Here is an 18,430-nt window from a genome sequence, read left to right on the forward strand (position 1 = left end):
TTTAGGCTTAAGTTTTAACAAATTTATAAAATGACAGGGGCGGGTATGACACGTAAAGACGGGCTGCTGGCGATGCTGGTGGTCGTGGTATGGGGGCTTAATTTTGTAGTGATTAAGATGGGGCTGCATAATATGCCGCCGTTGATGCTGGCAGGGTTACGCTTTTTGCTGGTGGCTTTCCCCGCGCTGTTATTTGTCTCGCGTCCGAAAATCCCGTTTCGCTTATTAGCAGCCTATGGCCTGACAATCAGTTTCGGCCAGTTCGCCTTTTTGTTTTGCGCGATTAAATTTGGTATGCCCGCAGGTCTTGCGTCGCTGGTATTACAGGCGCAGGCGTTTTTCACGATTATTCTCGGCGCTTTTGTTTTCAGAGAAAGGTTGCAGACAAAGCAGATAGCGGGCATCTCGCTTGCCGTGATTGGCGTGTTGATTTTGATTGAAGGCAGCCTTGGCGGACAGCACGTGGCGCTGCTGGGCTTTATGCTGACGCTGGCCGCGGCGTTTAGCTGGGCGTGCGGCAATATCTTCAATAAAAAAATCATGCAGCTTGCGGCTCCCCCGCAGATCATGTCGCTGGTGGTATGGAGCGCGCTTATTCCGGTGATCCCGTTCTTTGTTGCAAGCCTGCTGATGGACGGCCCGGCTTTAATGCTGCAAAGCCTGGTGGCTATCGATCTCACGACTATTTTGTCACTGGTTTATCTGGCGTTTGTCGCAACCATCGTCGGTTACGGGATTTGGGGCACGTTGCTTGGCCGCTATGAAACCTGGCGAGTGGCGCCGCTTTCATTACTTGTTCCGGTGGTGGGGATGGCGAGTGCCGCCTTGCTGCTTGACGAAAGGTTAAGCGCCACGCAACTGGTTGGCGCGGTGCTGATCATGTGTGGGTTGTATATCAATGTGTTTGGTTTGCGGGTACGTAAGCCCGTAGTCGGCTGATGGTGTGTCGGGTAAGCAAACGCTACCCGACCCTGATGCACTATTCGTTGCCGTGGTAATAGGGCGCGCCCAACTGTTCTGATTTATCACTGACGGTGTTGCTTGCGCCATTATGATTATCAGAAGGGGGAATTATCATCCCGCCGTGGTTGGCCTGGGTGACGCTAAAGTTGCCCGGCTGTTCCGCCCATACGTTGCCCGATGCCAGAACCAGAAGCACGGCGGCTGCGGAGACAAAGCGTTTCATGAAATCCTCGTTTACGCCCGTTTGCACAGACGGTTATGTTCGTTTACTGCTTAATGGTTAAGAGGGTGAAGATATTTTCCGTCGCCGGTCAGATGCGTAACGCGATACTTGTGCGGCGGCACGGAAAAATAGTTTTTGAACGTGCGGGTGAGCGTCTGCTGCGACTCAAACCCGTAACGCTCCGCTAAATAGAGGATCGGCTCGTTGCTGTCTTTAAGCTTCAGAGCAATCTCGGTCAGTTTGCGATTGCGGATGTACTGGCCTAATGAATGGCCGGTCTCTTTTTTGAACATCCGTTGCAGGTGCCACTTTGAGTAGCCAGAACGCTGGGAAACTTTCTCAAGCGAGAGCGGGGTTTCCAGGTTCTCTTCTATCCAGTCCAAAATGCTGTGTACTGTTATCGCATCGTTATTGCGTCTGGACATCGTCTCACCTCTTTTCAGGTTTACGGCAATACCTTTTTTAGCAGGTAATGAAGCGTATCAACTTCATCTGCCGTCAGGTTTTTTGTTAATTCTTGATGCAGGTCTTGCCCCACAAGGCTGTGACACTTCTCGCACAAGTTTTTCCCCTCAGACGTAAGCCTGACCAGAACGCCGCGTTTATCATTCGGGTTCGGCAAACGTTCGATCCACCCTTTGCAAAGCAAACGATCGAGCATGCGGGTTAGCGCGCCAAGGTCCACCGACAGCACTTTTTTTAACTCCACCGGCGTAATACACACTTCACAATAAATGGAGCAGAGCACCTTAAATTGCGTTGACGTGATATCCAGCGGTGAAAGATAAGTGTTGAGCAGGCGGTCTTTATGCTGATTAACCATGTGAATCAGTCGCCCCAGCGGGATCATTTCGTTAAACAGATCACTTGTGCTTTTCACTATGGTTGCCCAGGCAAGTAGATTAATCACGCGAGATATTATTGCCAGGGCAAGTATAAGTCAACGTGCTGATTCGCCTGGCGCAGAAAGATGCCACGAATAGCTAAAACGCCTCGGTTAGCAGGAGAGAATTTATTTTGAAACAACCCGTCTGCGGGAAGTAAAGGCTTTTGATGAGTATACTTGGCGGTTGTAAGTTACGGACATAAAGGAATTATTATGCTGGAATTAATAAAGGCCATCGGGCTTGGGCTGGTTGTGCTGCTGCCGCTGGCAAACCCGTTGACCACGGTTGCGCTGTTCCTGGGGCTTGCCGGGAACATGAACAGCAAGGCGCGTAACCGCACGGCGCTTGCGGCCTCCGTGAACGTTTTCATCATTATGATGGTGGCCTACTATGCCGGGCAGGTGGTAATGAACACCTTCGGCATTTCGATTCCCGGCCTGCGTATAGCCGGGGGATTAATCGTCGGGCTAATCGGTTTTCGAATGCTTTTCCCGCAGCAAAAAGCGCATGTTTCTCCCGAGTCGAAAACTAAATCTGAAGAGCTGAGCGAAGAGCCGGACGCGAACATTGCATTCGTACCTTTAGCAATGCCGAGCACCGCGGGGCCGGGGACGATTGCGATGATCATCAGCTCCGCTTCCACGATTAAACACGGCGTGGAATTTACGCCCTGGGTCGTGCTGGTGGCGCCGCCGCTCATCTTCGGGCTGGTTAGCGTGATTTTATGGGGCAGCCTGCGCAGTTCCGGGGCCATTATGCGTCTCGTGGGTAAAAGCGGCATTGAAGCCATCTCTCGCCTGATGGGCTTTTTGCTTGTGTGCATGGGCGTGCAGTTCATCATTAACGGCGTGCTGGAAATCATTACCACCTGGCCAAAATAAGGGAATGAGATGAAAAACTTAAAGCTACCCAACGATGACTACCAGAACGTTGTGGCGCATATCGTCGATTATATGGAAGACAAGCACGACCTCCAGTTGGGGCAGTTTGAAGCCGAGTTCTTCCTTGATGAACTGGTAAAAAAGATCGCGCCGCTTTTTTATAACCAGGGACTTAATAAAGCCATGGACGTTATCCAAAACAACGTGCTGACGCTCGAAGAGCTGCTGGATCTGGAAAAGGAAGTCTGAGGCGGATCTGCCCGTGAACGCTCGGAAAAAGCCAACTTCAAAAATACCCATCCGGGCGGTGGCATCCCACCGCCCGGGCCACCTTTAGCCGTGGTGCGGCTGTTCTTCAAGCGCCACCGGCCAGCGGCGGAAAATCAGCACCGACCAGATCAACGCGGCGAGCGCCGGGATCGCGCCAACCAGCCCGATGCCGGACATAGAAAAATGCAGGCTGACCTGATTTCCCAACAGCGCTCCGGCACCAATTCCGATATTGAATATTCCTGAGAAGAGCGACATTGCCACGTCCGTGGCGTCCGGCGCCAGCGCCAGGACTTTTACCTGCATGCCAAGGCCAATCACCATAATGGCGATCCCCCAGAACATGCTCAGCACCGTCAGATTCACGTTGCTGGTGGAGGCGGGCAGCAGCAATACAAGGCACAGCACCAGCAGCGCTATCGCTCCGCTAATCAGCGGCGAGGCATATTTATTACCCAGTTTGCCAAACAGAATGCTGCCCAGAATGCCGGTGCCCCCCAGAACTAAAAGCAGCAACGTCGCAAAGTTTGCGCTCAGTCCGGCAACGTTTTGCACAAAGGGTTCGATGTAGCTGTACGCGGTGTAGTGCGCTGTTACAACAACCGCTGTCAGCACGTAGATGCTCACCAGAGCCGGGCGACGGAACAGCTCCGGTACGCTGCTAAGCGAGCCTGAATGTTCGCTTGGCAGCTTCGGCAACAGCTTCATCAGGCAGACCAGCGTAATGGCGGCCACAACGCCAATCGCAAAGAAGGTGGTGCGCCAGCCAAAATATTGTCCGACGATCCTGCCCAGCGGTAATCCTAAGACCATCGCCAGCGCGGTGCCGGTGGCGATCAGGCTCAGCGCCTGCGCTTTTTTACCCGCAGGCGCCATACGAATGGCCAGCGAGGCCGTAATCGACCAGAAAATTGCGTGGGCAAAAGCGATGCCGATGCGGCTAATCACCAGCACGGTAAAATTCCAGGCGAGGAAAGAGAGCACGTGGCTGCCGATAAACAACACGAAGATGCCGATTAACAATTTGCGGCGTTCTACCTGGCTTGTCAGCAGCATAAACGGCAGCGACATTAATGCCACAACCCAGGCGTAGATGGTGAGCATGATGCCGACCTGCGCCGTCTCCATGCCGAAACTGCCGGCAATATCCGACAGCAGCCCGACAGGCACAAATTCAGTGGTATTAAAGATAAATGCCGCGACAGCAAGAGTAACGACCCGCAGCCACGCTGTTCGGCGTGAGACTGAGCTTAGTGTCATAAAATAGATTCGCGTTGATATTTAAAGGTCAGAAGAGAAGGCGATCATAAAACCATCAATCGGGTCATACAACTCATTTTGTGATTTATATCTCATTTTTTTGTCCTGCTGTGAGCGCATAAAAAAATGCATGCGAGAAAGCGGTCTCTCATGGCATGGTAGGGGGTATGCAGTCACAAATAACAACATGAGGTTTATGTTATGCAACCAATTGACTTTTATATGGTAGATGCTTTCGCTGATTCCACTTTCGGCGGCAATGCTGCGGCTGTATGTCCGCTCACAGAATGGCTGCCCGATGACACCTTGCTGAAGATGTCAAAACAGCATAATCAGTCGGAAACGGCTTTCTTTGTCACCACGGATGAAGGTTTTGAGCTGCGCTGGTTTACCACCCAGGGTGAAATAAATTTGTGCGGCCATGCGACGCTTGCCGCAGCGCACGTAATCTTTGAATACTTCGATTATCCGCAGACGACAATTCATTTCTCCACGCGTTTTGTCGGTCCGCTTAGCGTTACGCGCAACGGCGAATGGTTAACGCTCGATTTCCCGGCGTGGGACAGCGAGCCGGTCATGCCGTTGCCGCTGCTGCTTGAAACGCTGGGGATAGGCGAATGCAAAGAAGTGCGCGTGGCGCGTGATTATATGGTCGTGCTGGAATCACAGCAGCAGGTCGAAGCCGTGCGTGCGGATATAAATGCCATGATCCCGCTGGATAAAATGGTCTGCATCACAGCGCCAGGAGAGGGCGAATATGATTTTGTCAGCCGTTTCTTCTGTCCAGGCGAGGCGGTGCCGGAAGATCCGGTTACCGGTTCAACGCACAGCATGCTGATCCCTTACTGGGCTGAAAAACTGGGTAAAACGCGGATGATGGCCCGTCAGGTATCGGAGCGTGGCGGGGATTTGCGTTGCCAGCTAGTAGGCGATCGCGTGCTTATCGGCGGGAAGGCGGTGACTTATCTGATTGGGAAAGTGTTGCTGCGTTAGCGGGCCCCCGGTTGCTCATTGTTATGGAGAAAATCATGAGTTTGATTAAAACGTTGCTGGCGGTATCGGTTGCCGCTTGTTTGTTACCAGGGGTGGCAAGCGCTGCAAAAATATTGACCTATACCGATCATGAACCCCTGGGCGGCATGCGAACCCAGTTCATTAAGGACGTCTTTTTCCCGGCTATTGAGAAAGAATCCCACGGGCGTCTGAAAGTAGAGGCGCACTGGAACGGCGAATTATCAACAAGTTATAACGCATTAAAAACCGTCGCTGCGGGCAAGAATGTCGATATGGCCATTGTGGTGCCTGAATACACGCCTGATGTGTTTCCTCTGCAACAGATTTTCAAAAGTTTCCCGGTCGGGCCCGTCGGTGATAAACAAATTGAATTTTTCCGCCGGGTTTATGCCGATGTTCCTGCTTTTCCTGAGGAGTTACAGAAAGCCAACGTTGTTAATCTGTTTTTTGCGACGGGCTATCCCGTGGCCTTCTTCAGCACAAAGCCGCTAAAAACGCTGGATGACATTAAAGGCACCAAATGGCGAACCGCCAGTTTCTGGCATCAGGATTTTTTGAAGAACGCCGGGGCCATTCCTGTTTCTATGCCGTGGAATGACGGCATCTATAAAGCGCTGGAAGCGGGAACGCTGGATGGGTTGATGGTTAACGTGGACAGCGGTTATCAGCTTAAAGTGCATAAAACTGCACCCGACATCCTGGTATCGAAAGATTTATGGTTAGGGCATGTCTATCTTCTGGTGATGAACAAGCAAACCTGGGACGGGCTAGCTAAAGAAGATCGTGAGGCGATTAGCCGGGCGGCTGAAATAGCCTATCAATCTTTAGGCGCCGTGATGGATAAGAGCATGGGTTCCCAGATTGAAGAGCTGAAAAAAGAGGGCGCATCCGTTCGGGTTTTGAAAAAGGATGAGGTGATGAAATGGCAAGCCGCCACCCGTTATCAGGAAGTGCAGGCGAGCTGGGTGAAAGAACAAGAAGCAAAAGGCGTGAAAGCAGCCGGTGCGACGATGGATAAAGTCACTCACATTATGAATGACACAATGAAGTAACGCTTTCTCGAATATTTCAACGGTTAAGAAAATGCCCCGACGAGGGGCGTTTTTGTTTACGGCAAACGCTGAATATTCGCTTTAATTACCGCCACAGAATGAGCAAACTTCTGCTGTTCATCTGCGGCAAGCTGTAATTCAATCACCTGCTGTACGCCGCTTTGCGCCAGTACCGCGGGCACGCCAACCGCCACATCTGTTTCACCGTATTCGCCGTCCAGAATGCAGGAAATCGCCAGCGCCCGGTGGCTGCCGGTGAAAATATTACGGCAGATTTCGGCGATGGTTCCGGCAATGCCATACTCCGTACAGCCTTTGCGGGCGTAAATTTCGAAGCCCTGCTTACGCACCTTTTCAGCAAGGCCTGTCATATCCAGGTTCTTACCCACTTTGCGCTGATAGACCTGGGCAACAGGCGAGCCGTAAACCGACGAATGCGACCAGACCGGGAACTGGGTATCGCCATGCTCGCCGAGAATAAACGCATCGATGCTTTGCGCGCCGATATCCAGCGCTTCTGCAAGCGCACGACGCAGGCGCGTGGTATCCAGCCAGACGCCGGTGCCGATCACCTGGCTGCGCGGTAAACCGGAGAGTTTCCAGACCTGCCAGGTGATGATGTCGCAGGGATTAGTGGCAATCAGGAAAATGCCTTTAAAGCCATTGCTCATCATATCAGGCACTATTTTCGCCACGATGCGCGCCGTGTTGGTCAGTTCATCAAGTCGACTCTGGCCGGGCTTGAGCGCACCGCCGGAAACGGTGATCACGGCGATATCCACATCCGCACATTCACGCGCTTCACGAGTGCTGATTTTCATCATGCCAGGCATATAGGCTGCGGCGTCTGATAAATCCTGGCAATGGCCTTCCACGCGTTGTTTATCTAAGTCCACGAGGATCAGCTCTTCGCAGATATTCTGGTTCAATAAGGCATAGGCTGCGGACACGCCGACGTTTCCTGTGCCGATAATCATCACCTTACGAGCTTTTGTATTCATTCTGATTGAGCCTGAGGGTTATTCTCACAGTCTGCGGCTAAGTTACACCTAACGGGTAACAGGAAAAAATCAGTTTTTCTTATGCGCCGCCAAATCTGGTGAGTTGCCATATCGCTATTCCAGCAGCCCAATAAACGCCTCAAGCTGACGAGTTTTCGCGCCGCGCCGCCAGATAAGCCAGGTTTTCAGATAGCGCCAGTCGGGGGGTAACGGCCAGGCGCTCGCCTGATGGCTGCCGGGCATGCTTTCGAGCATGCTGCGCGGCATTAAAGCCAGGCCCGCTCCGGCGATGACGCAGGCGAGCATGCCGTGGTAGGACTCCATTTCGTGAATTTTCCCCGGTATCGCCTGGTCATGATGGAACCAGCTCTCAAAATGGCGGCGATACGAGCAGTTCGCCCGAAAAGCGTAGATATTCGCCCCGTTAACCTGCTGCGCATGCGCTATCGGAGCGTGATCGACAGGCGCTACGATCACCATTTCCTCTTCATAGACGGCAAGCCCATCCAGAGCGGGATGCAAAACCGGCCCATCGACGAAAGCCGCCGATAGTCTCCCTTCCAGCACGCCATCAATCTGGTCGCCGGACGGCCCGGTGGAAAGCGAAAGCTGAATTTTTGGGTAACGTTGATTAAACGTCGCCAGCACGCCTGGGATCCGGACGGCGGCGGTGCTTTCCAGCGACCCCAGCGCCAGCATCCCCTGCGGCTCGTTGCCGGAAACCACCATTCTTGCTTCGTCCACCAGCTCAAGGATGCGTTTGCTGTAATGCAAAAAGCTGTGCCCGGCGGGGGCGAGCTTCAGGCGCTGGTTTTCACGAATAAACAAATCAACGCCCAGATCCGCCTCCAGTTGTTTAATGCGGGTGGTGAGATTAGACGGCACGCGGTGCACCTTCTGAGCGGCGGCGTGAATGCTGCCGGTCTCCGCGACGGTCGTAAACATTTCAAGCTGGATAAGATCCATGATTCGTTCTCATTTCGTGAATAACTGACTTAGCATTATTCATTTTTCATCACTTCGTCTCAAGGGTAAGGTAAGCGGAAATTCAGCCAACGAGGCGATACCATGCAACCTGTTACTGCGCAAACTCACGCTATTTCACTTAATCCGGCGACCGGCCAGCGGCTCGCCGCATATCCCTATGAATCTGACGCGCAACTGGATGTGGCGCTGGCTCGAAACCACGATGCTTTCCTGTCCTGGCGGCAGACGCCCGTTACGCACAGAGCGAAAAAGCTCAGGGATTTGGCCGCAGCGTTGCGTGATAACGCCGAAGCGATGGCACAGCTTATTACTGCGGAAATGGGTAAACCTGTTGTCCAGGCGCGGGCGGAAGTGACTAAATCGGCCGCTCTGTGCGACTGGTACGCTGAGCACGGCCCGGCGATGCTGGCGACAGAAAGCACGCAGGTCGAAGAGAATAAGGCGGTAATTGAATACCGACCGCTTGGACCGATTCTTGCGGTAATGCCGTGGAACTTTCCTTTGTGGCAGGTGCTGCGCGGTGCGGTTCCTGTGCTGCTTGCCGGCAACGGCTACGTGCTTAAACATGCTCCGAACGTGATGGGTTGCGCATTGTTTATCAAAACGCTGTTTATCAAAGCGGGTTTTCCTGCGGGCCTTTTCGAGGTGATAAACGTAACGCCTGCGGGCGTGAGCCGGGCGATAAAAGATTCACGTATCGCCGCTGTCACCGTTACCGGCAGCGGACGGGCAGGCGCCGCTATTGGCGCGCAGGCCGGAGCGGCACTAAAAAAATGCGTGCTTGAGCTTGGCGGTTCCGATCCTTTTATCGTGCTTAACGATGCAGACCTTGATGAAGCCGTCAAAGCAGCGGTGGCAGGGCGTTTCCAGAATACCGGACAGGTTTGCGCGGCGGCAAAACGGTTTATCGTTGAGGAAGGGATCGCCGCAGCTTTTACCGACAAGTTCCTTACGGCCACGCGGCAACTGAAAGCGGGGGACCCGACTCTGGAGACGACGCAAATGGGGCCAATGGCGCGTTACGATTTGCGGGATGAGCTTCATGAACAAGTGACAGCGTCACTTGATGAGGGTGCTTTGTTACTGCTCGGCGGCGAAAAGCTGGCCGGAGAAGGCAACTATTACGCCCCAACCGTGCTGGGCAATGTGACTCGTGAGATGACGGCGTTCCGCCAGGAGCTGTTCGGCCCGGTCGCGGCGATTACCGTGGCGCGCGATGCGGAACACGCGCTTGAACTGGCAAACGACAGCGACTTTGGCCTGTCTGCCACTGTCTTTACTGCGGATAACGCACTTGCCGCTGAAATGGCGTCCCGTCTGGAATGCGGCGGCGTATTTATTAACGGCTACAGCGCAAGCGATCCGCGCGTCGCCTTTGGGGGCGTGAAGAAAAGCGGCTTCGGACGCGAGCTTTCACACTTTGGCCTGCATGAGTTTTGTAACGTGCAGACCGTGTGGAAAGATCGTCGCTAGCACGCTTTTCCAGGCGGCAAAGCTATTGATTCAGGCGTTCATAAAACTGAAATAGTTCTGTCATTTTCGCCAGCTACACTCGGCCCATTCGTTGTGTTACTGAAGAAAATCATGAACCTAAGTCAAATTTTAACGTCATGGAAGGCATCCCGATCCTTTGGACTATTGAGCGGCTTTATCTGCGTGATAACGCTGTTCTGCGTTTTACAGATCATGTCGACCCTTCTGCTTTCCACCATTTTGCGCGATACCCAACGTGATGTGCTCGCGAGCGATCGGCGGCATGAACAGCAGGTATTTATGGATAAAGCACGCAGCTCGTTGCTGATGGCAAGCGATCTGTTGAATCGCGCTGGCATCTATTTTTTGCAGGATAAAGAGACGGGTTCAGTCGGGAGCTGGAACAGCCTGATGGATGAGTCTCAGGCGGCGCTCAAAACTTCTCTTGCCGATTTCGACCGCTATCAACAGTTGCGCAGTACCAACAGCCAGCAAGAGCAGCAGCACAGCGAAGCGCTGGTCAGCAGCTATAAGCTGTTTTTTGACGGGCTAAAAGAGCAGGCGGATGGCCTTGCGCAAAGCAGCTCTATTGATGCGTTTTTTGCCGTGCCCATTCAGGCGTTTCAAAGCGACTTTAACGATCGCTATGCCAGCTTCCAGAATGAAAACGAACGGCGGACTCTCGACGCCAGCGGCTCGCTGCTCAATAGCCTCAGCCAGGCTCAGAATATGTTTATCGCGGCGCTGGGCGTGCTAGCGCTGGTGGCGGTCGGCGTCTGGCTGGCCGTGACGCGCTGGGTAATTAAACCGCTCAAAGGCGTGATTGCTCATATTGATATTCTTGCCGCAGGGGATCTGTCTTGCTTGCCGCCTGCGCAAACTCATGTGAACCGCGAAGTCAATCAACTGAGGGGCAGCGTGGTGGCGATGCAGCAGGGGTTAAGGCATCTGGTGCAGGAAGTGCGCGATGCCGCCGCCACGATGGCGCAAAACATCAATCAACTGGCGGAAGGGAACCAGAAACTTTTCAGCCAGTCGGCGCAGCAGGAGCAGGAACTCCAGGGCGTGACCAGCCACATCACCGAGCTGGGTTCTCGCGTAAAAGAGAACAGTGATTATGCCGAACTGGCTAATCTTCGCGCCGACGAAGCCCGCGAAATTGCCGCCGGCGGCGACCAGATGATGCAAACGGTAAATCTTTCGATGCAGGACATCGTTGCGCAATCCTCTGAGATGCGCGGCATTGTCGCGATGATTGACGGCGTGGCTTTTCAGACCAATATTCTGGCGCTCAACGCGGCCATTGAAGCAGCCCATGCGGGCAATCACGGGCGCGGATTCGCGGTGGTGGCAAAAGAGGTCGGGCTGCTGGGGCAAAAAAGCAGCCAGTCCACGCGTAATATTCAGGCGCTGATCGGTAATTCTATGCAGGGCATTGAACAAGGCTCGGATGCGGTTACGGTGCTTGAGGCTAATTTGCAGAAAGTCATCGACGTGGTGAATAAACTCAGCGGCCTGTTAAGCGAGATTTCTGCGGCCACCCTTAACCAGGGCGAGAGCGTTCATCACGTGACGAAACGCATCGCCACGCTTAATCAGGTGGCGAATCAGACCAATCAGTTAATCCGCGAAACGTCCCGCTCCTCAAGGCTGCTGCGCGACGAATCCTCTCGCCTTGAAAGCGCGGTGGCACGTTTTCATTTGCCGGCCGAACAAAGTTACACCTTGTAAAACTTTATTGAGGTTATTAACCGCGCAGCAGGGCCGTGTTCCTACTGGTTTTGCTGTTTTTATACCAGGCTTTATTCACCCTATCATTGCTGTGAATGCACCATCATGGACATTGAATCACGTCGTCAACTCAACGCATTACGCAGGCAAAGCAAGAAAGAACATGAAGAGTTGCTGGCAGACCCGGCGGATTGTGAGCCGGAAACGACCTTTGGGCAAAAAATGGCGGATGTGATAACGGGCGGCATTGCCACCTGGACATTTATCCTGGCGCAGACCGCCATTATTATCGTCTGGACTGCTTACAACCTGCTCAGTCGGAAATCCGGATTCGATCCCTATCCGTTCGTTCTTTTAAATCTGTTCCTGTCATTCCAGGCGGCCTATACGGCGCCCGCCATTATGATGAGCCAGAAACGGCAGAATATTAATGACAGCCGCCGCGCTGAAATGGAATCTAACGTCAACGTTAAAACCGATCTTGAACTCTATGCGCTGAATGAAAAAATCGACGCGATGAAAGACAAAGACCTCGCTGAATTAAAAAACACCGTTAATGAATTGCTTGAGGAGTTAAGGAAGATGCAGCGCCCGAAGAGCAGCAGCGCATGATTTCTGACCTTACCGCCGCATCCTCTTCAGTTTCTGAAGCCGTATAGCTATAAGCATTTCCTCTGGCTTCGTTGTTGACGCCTTACATCGGTTCAGCCAGATTACAGAGCACTCTTGTGCTCTGGACGTTTTAAGATGACCGATCTCCTCATTCGTGCGTTGCCTTTATCTGAATTTGAAACCCGTATTCCTGAACTTAACGAAGTGCTAATCGGCTGTGTAGCGGACGGTGCGTCGGTAAGCTTTATGCATCCTTTATCCGTCGAAAAGGCAACAAAGTTCTGGCAAAACGTAGCCCGGAGCGTGGCTAACAGCGAGCGCGTGGTTTTGGTCGCGGAAGATGAGCATCAGCAGATTGTCGGCACCGTACAGTTAATTACCGACCAGCCGGAGAATCAGCCTCATCGGGCTGACGTGGCGAAACTGCTTGTCCATCCCCGCGCCCGTCGCCGCGGCATTGCGCAACGCTTGATGCAGCAACTCGAAATTGTCGCTCAAAACGCCGGGAAAACAGTTCTGGTTCTGGATACCGCAACCGGAAGCGATGCGGAAATGTTCTACCGTCATCTCGGCTGGCAGCGGGCGGGCGAGCTCCCTAAATATGCGCTGATGCCCGATGGCGCATTTTGCGCAACGACTTTTTATTTCAAACATCTGTAATTAAACCGACTGCGGTTTGTTGAAAAATCCCAAAATAAATCCCCGCCATTGGTAAAAGTAAGTGGTGCAGATACAATGCACCGCTTTAAATTTTATTATTCCCAGGGAGGATTGAAATGGATTTATTTGGTTTAATTAAAAATGCTGGCGCAAAAATCTTTGATTCGTTTTCTGATAAAGAAAAGCGTGAGCAGGCGGTAGAAAAACATATTACCGATTTGGGTATTGAAGGCGCGGAAGGCGTGAGCGTTCAAATATCGGAAAAAGGCGAAGCCACGGTTTCGGGTGAAAACATCACGGCTGAGCAGAAAGATAAAATCCTCGTTGCCGTCGGTAATATTTCTGGCGTAACCGCCGTTATCGATAAGCTTACACCTGCGACTGAAGCTACTGAAAGTGCTGAAAAAGCTAATTTTTATACCGTGCAGCCGGGCGATAGCCTGAGCGGAATTGCAGCTAAGGTTTATGGTAATGCAAACGGCTATATGAAAATCTTCGAAGCCAACAAACCTATGCTATCGCATCCAGATAAAATTTATCCGGGCCAGGTGCTGATTATTCCCGAGAATTAATTTTTTATTTTTCTTATTACCTCGCGAAAAGGATTATTTATGAGCATGTTTGATGCTGTAATCGGCGCTATCGGTAAAAACTATCTTAAACCAGAATATATAAAACTTATTCTGGCGTGGATTGAGCAACAGGGCGGCGTTAGCGCGCTTATTGAAAAATTTAACCAGGCGGGCCTGGGGTCTGTTATTTCATCCTGGTTGAGCAATGAGCCGAATGAGGAGGTTCAGGACGGCCAGATCCAACAGGTCTTTGGACTGGATACGGTAAAGTCGCTGGCAGGAAGCATCGGTCTTACTCCGGCACTCACCACTTCGCTGCTTGCTCAGTCTCTGCCGCAAATTATCGATCTGATCTCTTCAAAAGGTGACGCGCCGGGTAGCGACGATCTTGTGTCAAAAGGTCTGGATATCTTAAAAGGCAAGCTCTTCAGCTAGTGCGCCATACGTTCTCCCGATTAAGGCGTCGGGAGAACGAATTGTTATACAACTCCCCGGCATCATTTGAATTGGTATAACAACTTTCCTTGATCAAAACGGGGTTTCACCTTTTTTCCTTCTGATAGTGTTGACGGGACCTGATTGATACGTCACCTCTGATGCTAACGAAGGAACAAAACAGTGAATACGCTAAATCGTCATGATTTTCCCGGCGCTCAATATCCCTCTCGTATTATCCAGTTTGGAGAAGGCAACTTTTTACGTGCCTTTATCGACTGGCAGATAGATTTGCTCAATGAACATACGGATCTTAATGCGGGTATTGAGATCGTGCGTCCAATCGACAGCGCATTCCCGCCGTCGTTATCTACTCAGGATGGCCTTTACACCACGATTATCCGGGGCCTGAACGAGCAGGGCGAGGCCGTCAGCGACGCGCGTCTCATCCGCTCGGTAAACCGCGAAATCAACGTTTATCAGGACTATGACGAGTTTCTGAAACTTGCGTGTAACCCGGATATTCGCTTCGTATTTTCGAATACCACCGAAGCGGGTATCAGCTATCACGCGGGCGATAAGTACGAAGATACCCCAGCGGTAAGCTATCCGGCGAAACTGACCCGCTTGCTGTTCGAGCGTTTCAGCCACTTCGACGGCGCCGCTGATAAAGGCTGGGTAATGATTCCTTGCGAACTGATCGATTACAACGGCGAAGCCTTGCTGGAACTGGTGCTGCGCTATGCGCAGGAATGGGCGCTGCCAACAACCTTCACCAAATGGTTGCACGAAGCGAACACCTTCTGCTCAACGCTTGTGGACCGCATTGTTACCGGTTATCCGCGCGACGAAGCCGCAGCGCTCGAGGCCAGGCTTGGCTACAAAGATGCTTTCCTTGATACCGCAGAGCATTTCTATCTGTTTGTGATTCAGGGACCGGCCTCGCTTGCTAAAGAGTTACGCCTGGACTGTTATCCTCTCAACGTGCTAATCGTCGATGACATCAAGCCTTATAAAGCCCGCAAAGTGGCCATCCTCAACGGCGCCCACACGGCTCTGGTTCCGGTTGCCTGGCTTGCGGGTCTGAACACCGTTGGCGAAGCCATGAACGATGCCGAAGTTTGCCGCTTTGTGGAGAAGACCATCGCCGAAGAGATAATTCCGGTGCTGGATCTTCCTCGTGATGAACTGCTGTCGTTTGCCCAGGCCGTGACCAGCCGCTTCCAGAATCCGTATATTCAGCATCAGCTATTGTCCATTGCGCTAAACGGCATGACTAAATACCGCACGCGTATCCTGCCGCAGCTTTTGGCGGGGCTTGAGGCGACCGGCAAATTGCCGCCGCGTCTGACTTTTGCTCTTGCCGCGCTGATGGCGTTTTATCAGGGCGAACGCAATGGCGAAAGCTATCCGCTGCAGGATGACGAGCACTGGCTGACGCGTTATCAGCAGCTATGGTCAAACCTGCGCGACCAGCAAATAGCTATGCGCAAGCTGGTTCATACCGTGCTAAGCGACAGCGCCCACTGGGAGCAGGACTTAACGCAGGTGCCGGGACTGGTTGAGCTGGTCACGGAAAATCTACAGTTGATTCAAAGCCTGGGGATGCGCGCCGCACTGGCTCGTTACTGCTAATTTTTACATGCTATAGTGCCTGTTATTTCGTTTTACAGGCACTTAATGCATGGACAATTCTGCACTCTGGTTCCGCGAATTCGGCCAGCCCGAAAAGGTTCTTACCCTCGAACATGCTCCTTTAACGGCGCGCGCCGCCGGCAAACTTCGCGTGCAAATGCGTTATTCCCCCATTAATCCTTCCGATCTTATTCCCGTTACGGGGGCTTATCGACATCGCGTCGTTCCTCCGCGCGTTGCTGGTTATGAAGGCGTCGGCGTGGTGGTCGAAGCGGATAACCCGGCGTTGACTGGCCTGCGAGTTTTACCTTTACGGGGTGAAGGAACATGGCAGCGCTGGCTGGAGTGCGATCCGCAATGGGCGGTCCCGGTCCCCGATTCAATACCGGATGTTCTTGCCGCACGCGGTTATATCAATCCGCTGGCGGCTTACGTGATGCTAAGTAAATGGCCGGTGCGGGGCAAAACGGTGCTGCTTACCGCCGCGACTTCATCCTGCGCGAGGTTGCTGGCGCAGTGGGCGAAGAGTCAGGGAGCGCGGGCGGTGCTCGGCGTTTATCGTTCGGAAAGCCAAACTTTGGTCCCCGAAGAGGACGGGATTTTTCCTGTCAGCATTAATGATAAAAGCGGGCTGCGGCATGCCGCTCAGCAGGCGGAAATTGTCTTTGACGCGGTTGGCGGCGCGCTGGCAACGACTCTGTTGCAGCATATGCGGCCGGGCACGGACTTTATTTCATACGGCCTGCTCAGCGGCGAGCTTTATCAGATGACGGGGGCAGGCGTTCATCCGCAGCGTTTTCATTTACGCGATACGCTCGCCGTCACTGCGGCAGAGGTCTGGCAGCAGTGGTTTATTGAGTTGTGGGATATGCTCGCGGCCAGCAGGCTGCCGGAAGTACGGCTGTTCCCGCTCGAAAACTGGCGCGAGGCTTTAGACGAGTTTGCCGTACCCGGGCGGCGCAGCAAACCGATGCTGGTGATGTAGCGCCCTAAGAGCGCTACTTTGGTTTAAGGCTTATCTCCCATGATCGCCTGCAAAGCTTCATCGTCTGGCAGGCCCTGATGTTGCTGGAGACGCCCCTCTTTATTGAGGTAATAAATTGACGGGGTGGCGCTACCGCCCAGCTCGTCCATCAGCGCCAGATTGCTTTTCAGCGCTTCGGTAATTTGCGGTGTGATAGCCGCCGGAACTGCAAGCTCCATTTTCCCCTGACTATTTTCATAATCCGCGAGCGTTTTTGCCGGGTCTTTAGCCATCATGATCGCCGCTGCTTTTTGCGCGCTATCCGGGCGCAACATACCAACCATCAGCACGCGAAGCTGTACTTTTCCTGATTTCAGCCAGGGCTGGGCTTTTTGCCAGAACTGCGTGCAATAAGGGCAGTAGGGGTCGGCAAAGGCATAAACGATATGCGGCGCGTCAGCTTTGCCGGCCGCTATCCAGCGGTTTTTCTCCAGCTTCTGCCACATCTCTTTGGCCATCGGCGCATAAACCCACTTTTCGACCTGCTCATCGCTAAGGTTTTTACCGGCCGCATCGACTAAATTGCCCATAATGGCGTGCTGTTTGTCAGGCGTCAGGTAAACGGTGGTGCCTTGCCCCTGGTACTGCATGGCGTAGCCCTGAAGATTGCCGGGCGCTTTAAATTCACCTTTAAGCTCAAAACCCTGCTTTTGCAGAGCCTCAATTGGCGCCGGGAGTTTGGGTTCCGCCGCCAGCACGGATGTGCTGGCGATAAGGGCAAAAGACAAAATCCAGTTTGATGCTTTTTTCATTATCGTCCTTAATTCGTTAACGGATTTTGACCAGCGTGCGTCCCTGGATCGTATTATTCAGAAACGCTTCAGCGACTTTTGGCGCCTCTTCGAGAGAAATTTCCGTTGCTGCATCCTCATAGAAGCTTTCCGGCAGCGCCTTCGCCAGACGTTCCCACGCGGCCATGCGCCGGGCAAAAGGCGCATTAACGGAATCCACGCCCTGCAGGCGAACGTTACGCAAAATAAACGGCATGACGGTAGTCGGCAGGTCGAAACCGCCAGCCAGGCCACAGGCCGCCACGCAGCCGGAATAATTTGTTTGCGCCAGGAGTTTTGCCAGCACCGTACCGCCAACCGTGTCTATAGCGCCTGCCCAGATCTGTTTTTCCAGCGGACGTGTTTGCGCAAAATCGCTGCGGGGAACGATGCGGCTTGCACCGAGTTTACGCAGATAATCATGCGTGCTTTCACGGCCCGTTACCGCAGCGACCTGGTAGCCAAGCGCATGGAGCAGGGTTACCGCCGTGCTGCCCACGCCGCCGCTTGCGCCTGTTACCACGACTTCTCCCGACGCTGGCGTCACGCCGGCTTCTTCAAGGGCCATGACGCACAGCATGGCAGTCAGACCGGCGGTGCCGACGATCATCGCCTTACGAGCCGTTAAACCGGCAGGAAGCGGCACCAGCCAGTCACTTTTTACCTGAGCCTGTTCCGCCAGACCGCCCCAGTGATTTTCACCCACGCCCCAGCCAGTCAAAACAACCTGCTGACCTGCGCTGAAGCGCGCATCGCCGCTGCGATTCACCACGCCTGCAAAATCAATCCCCGGCACCATCGGGAAGCTGCGGATGATTTTGCCTTTACCGGTAATTGCCAGGGCATCTTTGTAGTTCAACCCGGACCAGTCGATGTCCACCAGCACGTCTTCAGGGCTTGCCGCAGGAAGCTCGGTTTGCTTCACGCTTGCGCGGGTTTTGCCTTCAATTTCTTCAAGAACTAACGCTTTCATTATTTAT

The 18,430-nt window shown here is 53.1% G+C and carries 21 protein-coding genes; 13 read left to right on the forward strand and 8 right to left on the reverse strand.

Annotated features, from left to right (window positions below; genetic code table 11):
• The first annotated feature begins 45 nt into the window (after positions 1 to 45).
• Positions 46 to 939, forward strand: coding sequence for an O-acetylserine/cysteine exporter (eamA, locus tag MUA00_RS18700; RefSeq protein ID WP_271124495.1), 894 nt, complete (start codon positions 46 to 48; stop codon positions 937 to 939).
• A 40-nt stretch (positions 940 to 979) separates the two neighbouring features.
• Here the strand turns inward: eamA and marB are convergent, their stop codons facing one another.
• The 3 genes from marB to marR are packed head-to-tail and all read right to left on the reverse strand — an operon-like array spanning position 980 to position 2,066.
• Positions 980 to 1,186 carry a multiple antibiotic resistance regulatory protein MarB gene (gene marB, locus MUA00_RS18705; protein ID WP_271124496.1) on the reverse strand — a complete coding sequence of 69 codons (207 nt, stop codon included), beginning with the start codon at positions 1,184 to 1,186 and terminating at the stop codon, positions 980 to 982.
• A gap of 50 nt (positions 1,187 to 1,236) precedes the next feature.
• Positions 1,237 to 1,611, reverse strand: coding sequence for an MDR efflux pump AcrAB transcriptional activator MarA (marA, locus tag MUA00_RS18710; protein ID WP_167606727.1), 375 nt, complete (start codon positions 1,609 to 1,611; stop codon positions 1,237 to 1,239).
• 20 nt (positions 1,612 to 1,631) lie between these two features.
• Positions 1,632 to 2,066 (reverse strand): multiple antibiotic resistance transcriptional regulator MarR, encoded by a 435-nt coding sequence (gene marR / locus MUA00_RS18715; protein WP_271124497.1) that lies wholly within the window; start codon positions 2,064 to 2,066, stop codon positions 1,632 to 1,634.
• Between the two features lie 219 nt (positions 2,067 to 2,285).
• On the opposite strand from marR, the gene MUA00_RS18720 reads away from it, so the two are divergent.
• Together MUA00_RS18720 and MUA00_RS18725 are read left to right on the forward strand one after the other, a co-directional pair.
• Entirely contained in the window at positions 2,286 to 2,954 is a 669-nt protein-coding gene (locus tag MUA00_RS18720) for a MarC family NAAT transporter (RefSeq protein WP_271124498.1), read from the forward strand.
• Between the two features lie 9 nt (positions 2,955 to 2,963).
• Entirely contained in the window at positions 2,964 to 3,203 is a 240-nt protein-coding gene (locus MUA00_RS18725) for a DUF2164 domain-containing protein (protein ID WP_271124499.1), read from the forward strand.
• Between the two features lie 84 nt (positions 3,204 to 3,287).
• On the opposite strand, the gene MUA00_RS18730 is transcribed toward MUA00_RS18725, so the two are convergent.
• Complete coding sequence (locus MUA00_RS18730; RefSeq protein WP_271124500.1) at positions 3,288 to 4,484, reverse strand: sugar transporter; 1,197 nt, start codon at positions 4,482 to 4,484, stop codon at positions 3,288 to 3,290.
• Between the two features lie 201 nt (positions 4,485 to 4,685).
• Here MUA00_RS18730 and MUA00_RS18735 point away from each other — a divergent pair, with 201 nt between their 5' ends.
• Both MUA00_RS18735 and dctP read left to right on the forward strand, forming a co-directional pair.
• Positions 4,686 to 5,477 carry a PhzF family phenazine biosynthesis protein gene (locus MUA00_RS18735; protein WP_271124501.1) on the forward strand — a complete coding sequence of 264 codons (792 nt, stop codon included), beginning with the start codon at positions 4,686 to 4,688 and terminating at the stop codon, positions 5,475 to 5,477.
• 35 nt (positions 5,478 to 5,512) lie between these two features.
• Positions 5,513 to 6,550: a TRAP transporter substrate-binding protein DctP gene (gene dctP / locus MUA00_RS18740; RefSeq protein WP_271124502.1), complete on the forward strand. Its 1,038-nt coding sequence runs from the start codon at positions 5,513 to 5,515 to the stop codon at positions 6,548 to 6,550.
• Positions 6,551 to 6,606: 56 nt separating this feature from the next.
• Here the strand turns inward: dctP and MUA00_RS18745 are convergent, their stop codons facing one another.
• Together MUA00_RS18745 and ptrR are read right to left on the reverse strand one after the other, a co-directional pair.
• Positions 6,607 to 7,551, reverse strand: coding sequence for an L-lactate dehydrogenase (locus MUA00_RS18745; RefSeq protein ID WP_271124503.1), 945 nt, complete (start codon positions 7,549 to 7,551; stop codon positions 6,607 to 6,609).
• 114 nt (positions 7,552 to 7,665) lie between these two features.
• Entirely contained in the window at positions 7,666 to 8,517 is an 852-nt protein-coding gene (gene ptrR, locus MUA00_RS18750) for a putrescine utilization regulator PtrR (RefSeq protein WP_271124504.1), read from the reverse strand.
• Between the two features lie 102 nt (positions 8,518 to 8,619).
• Between ptrR and sad the strand changes: the two genes are divergently transcribed.
• The 8 genes from sad to MUA00_RS18790 all read left to right on the forward strand — a co-directional run bounded on the left by sad (position 8,620) and on the right by MUA00_RS18790 (position 16,641).
• The gene (gene sad / locus MUA00_RS18755) at positions 8,620 to 10,011 is read left to right on the forward strand and encodes a succinate-semialdehyde dehydrogenase (protein ID WP_271124505.1); all 1,392 of its coding nucleotides are present in this window, start codon (positions 8,620 to 8,622) and stop codon (positions 10,009 to 10,011) included.
• A gap of 111 nt (positions 10,012 to 10,122) precedes the next feature.
• The gene (locus tag MUA00_RS18760; protein ID WP_271124506.1) at positions 10,123 to 11,742 is read left to right on the forward strand and encodes a methyl-accepting chemotaxis protein; all 1,620 of its coding nucleotides are present in this window, start codon (positions 10,123 to 10,125) and stop codon (positions 11,740 to 11,742) included.
• A 105-nt stretch (positions 11,743 to 11,847) separates the two neighbouring features.
• Positions 11,848 to 12,354 carry a DUF1003 domain-containing protein gene (locus tag MUA00_RS18765; RefSeq protein ID WP_271124507.1) on the forward strand — a complete coding sequence of 169 codons (507 nt, stop codon included), beginning with the start codon at positions 11,848 to 11,850 and terminating at the stop codon, positions 12,352 to 12,354.
• 135 nt (positions 12,355 to 12,489) lie between these two features.
• Complete coding sequence (locus tag MUA00_RS18770) at positions 12,490 to 13,014, forward strand: GNAT family N-acetyltransferase (protein ID WP_271124508.1); 525 nt, start codon at positions 12,490 to 12,492, stop codon at positions 13,012 to 13,014.
• Positions 13,015 to 13,130: 116 nt separating this feature from the next.
• On the forward strand, positions 13,131 to 13,586 hold the full coding sequence (lysM, locus tag MUA00_RS18775) for a peptidoglycan-binding protein LysM (protein ID WP_271124509.1): 456 nt from the start codon (positions 13,131 to 13,133) through the stop codon (positions 13,584 to 13,586).
• 39 nt (positions 13,587 to 13,625) lie between these two features.
• Positions 13,626 to 14,021, forward strand: a complete 396-nt coding sequence (locus tag MUA00_RS18780; RefSeq protein WP_271124510.1) for a YidB family protein — start codon at positions 13,626 to 13,628, stop codon at positions 14,019 to 14,021.
• Positions 14,022 to 14,204: 183 nt separating this feature from the next.
• A complete protein-coding gene (locus MUA00_RS18785) occupies positions 14,205 to 15,656 on the forward strand; it encodes a tagaturonate reductase (RefSeq protein ID WP_271124511.1) in 1,452 nt (483 codons plus the stop codon).
• Positions 15,657 to 15,705: 49 nt separating this feature from the next.
• Positions 15,706 to 16,641, forward strand: a complete 936-nt coding sequence (locus MUA00_RS18790) for a zinc-dependent alcohol dehydrogenase family protein (RefSeq protein ID WP_271124512.1) — start codon at positions 15,706 to 15,708, stop codon at positions 16,639 to 16,641.
• 23 nt (positions 16,642 to 16,664) lie between these two features.
• Here MUA00_RS18790 and dsbG read toward each other — a convergent pair whose 3' ends face one another.
• Together dsbG and MUA00_RS18800 are read right to left on the reverse strand one after the other, a co-directional pair.
• Entirely contained in the window at positions 16,665 to 17,432 is a 768-nt protein-coding gene (gene dsbG / locus MUA00_RS18795; RefSeq protein ID WP_271124513.1) for a thiol:disulfide interchange protein DsbG, read from the reverse strand.
• 16 nt (positions 17,433 to 17,448) lie between these two features.
• Positions 17,449 to 18,423 (reverse strand): MDR family oxidoreductase, encoded by a 975-nt coding sequence (locus MUA00_RS18800; protein ID WP_271124514.1) that lies wholly within the window; start codon positions 18,421 to 18,423, stop codon positions 17,449 to 17,451.
• Positions 18,424 to 18,430: the final 7 nt, after the last annotated feature.

Origin of the sequence: Dryocola boscaweniae, from assembly GCF_025215095.1 — a bacterium.
In the GTDB taxonomy this organism is placed as follows: domain Bacteria; phylum Pseudomonadota; class Gammaproteobacteria; order Enterobacterales; family Enterobacteriaceae; genus Dryocola; species Dryocola boscaweniae.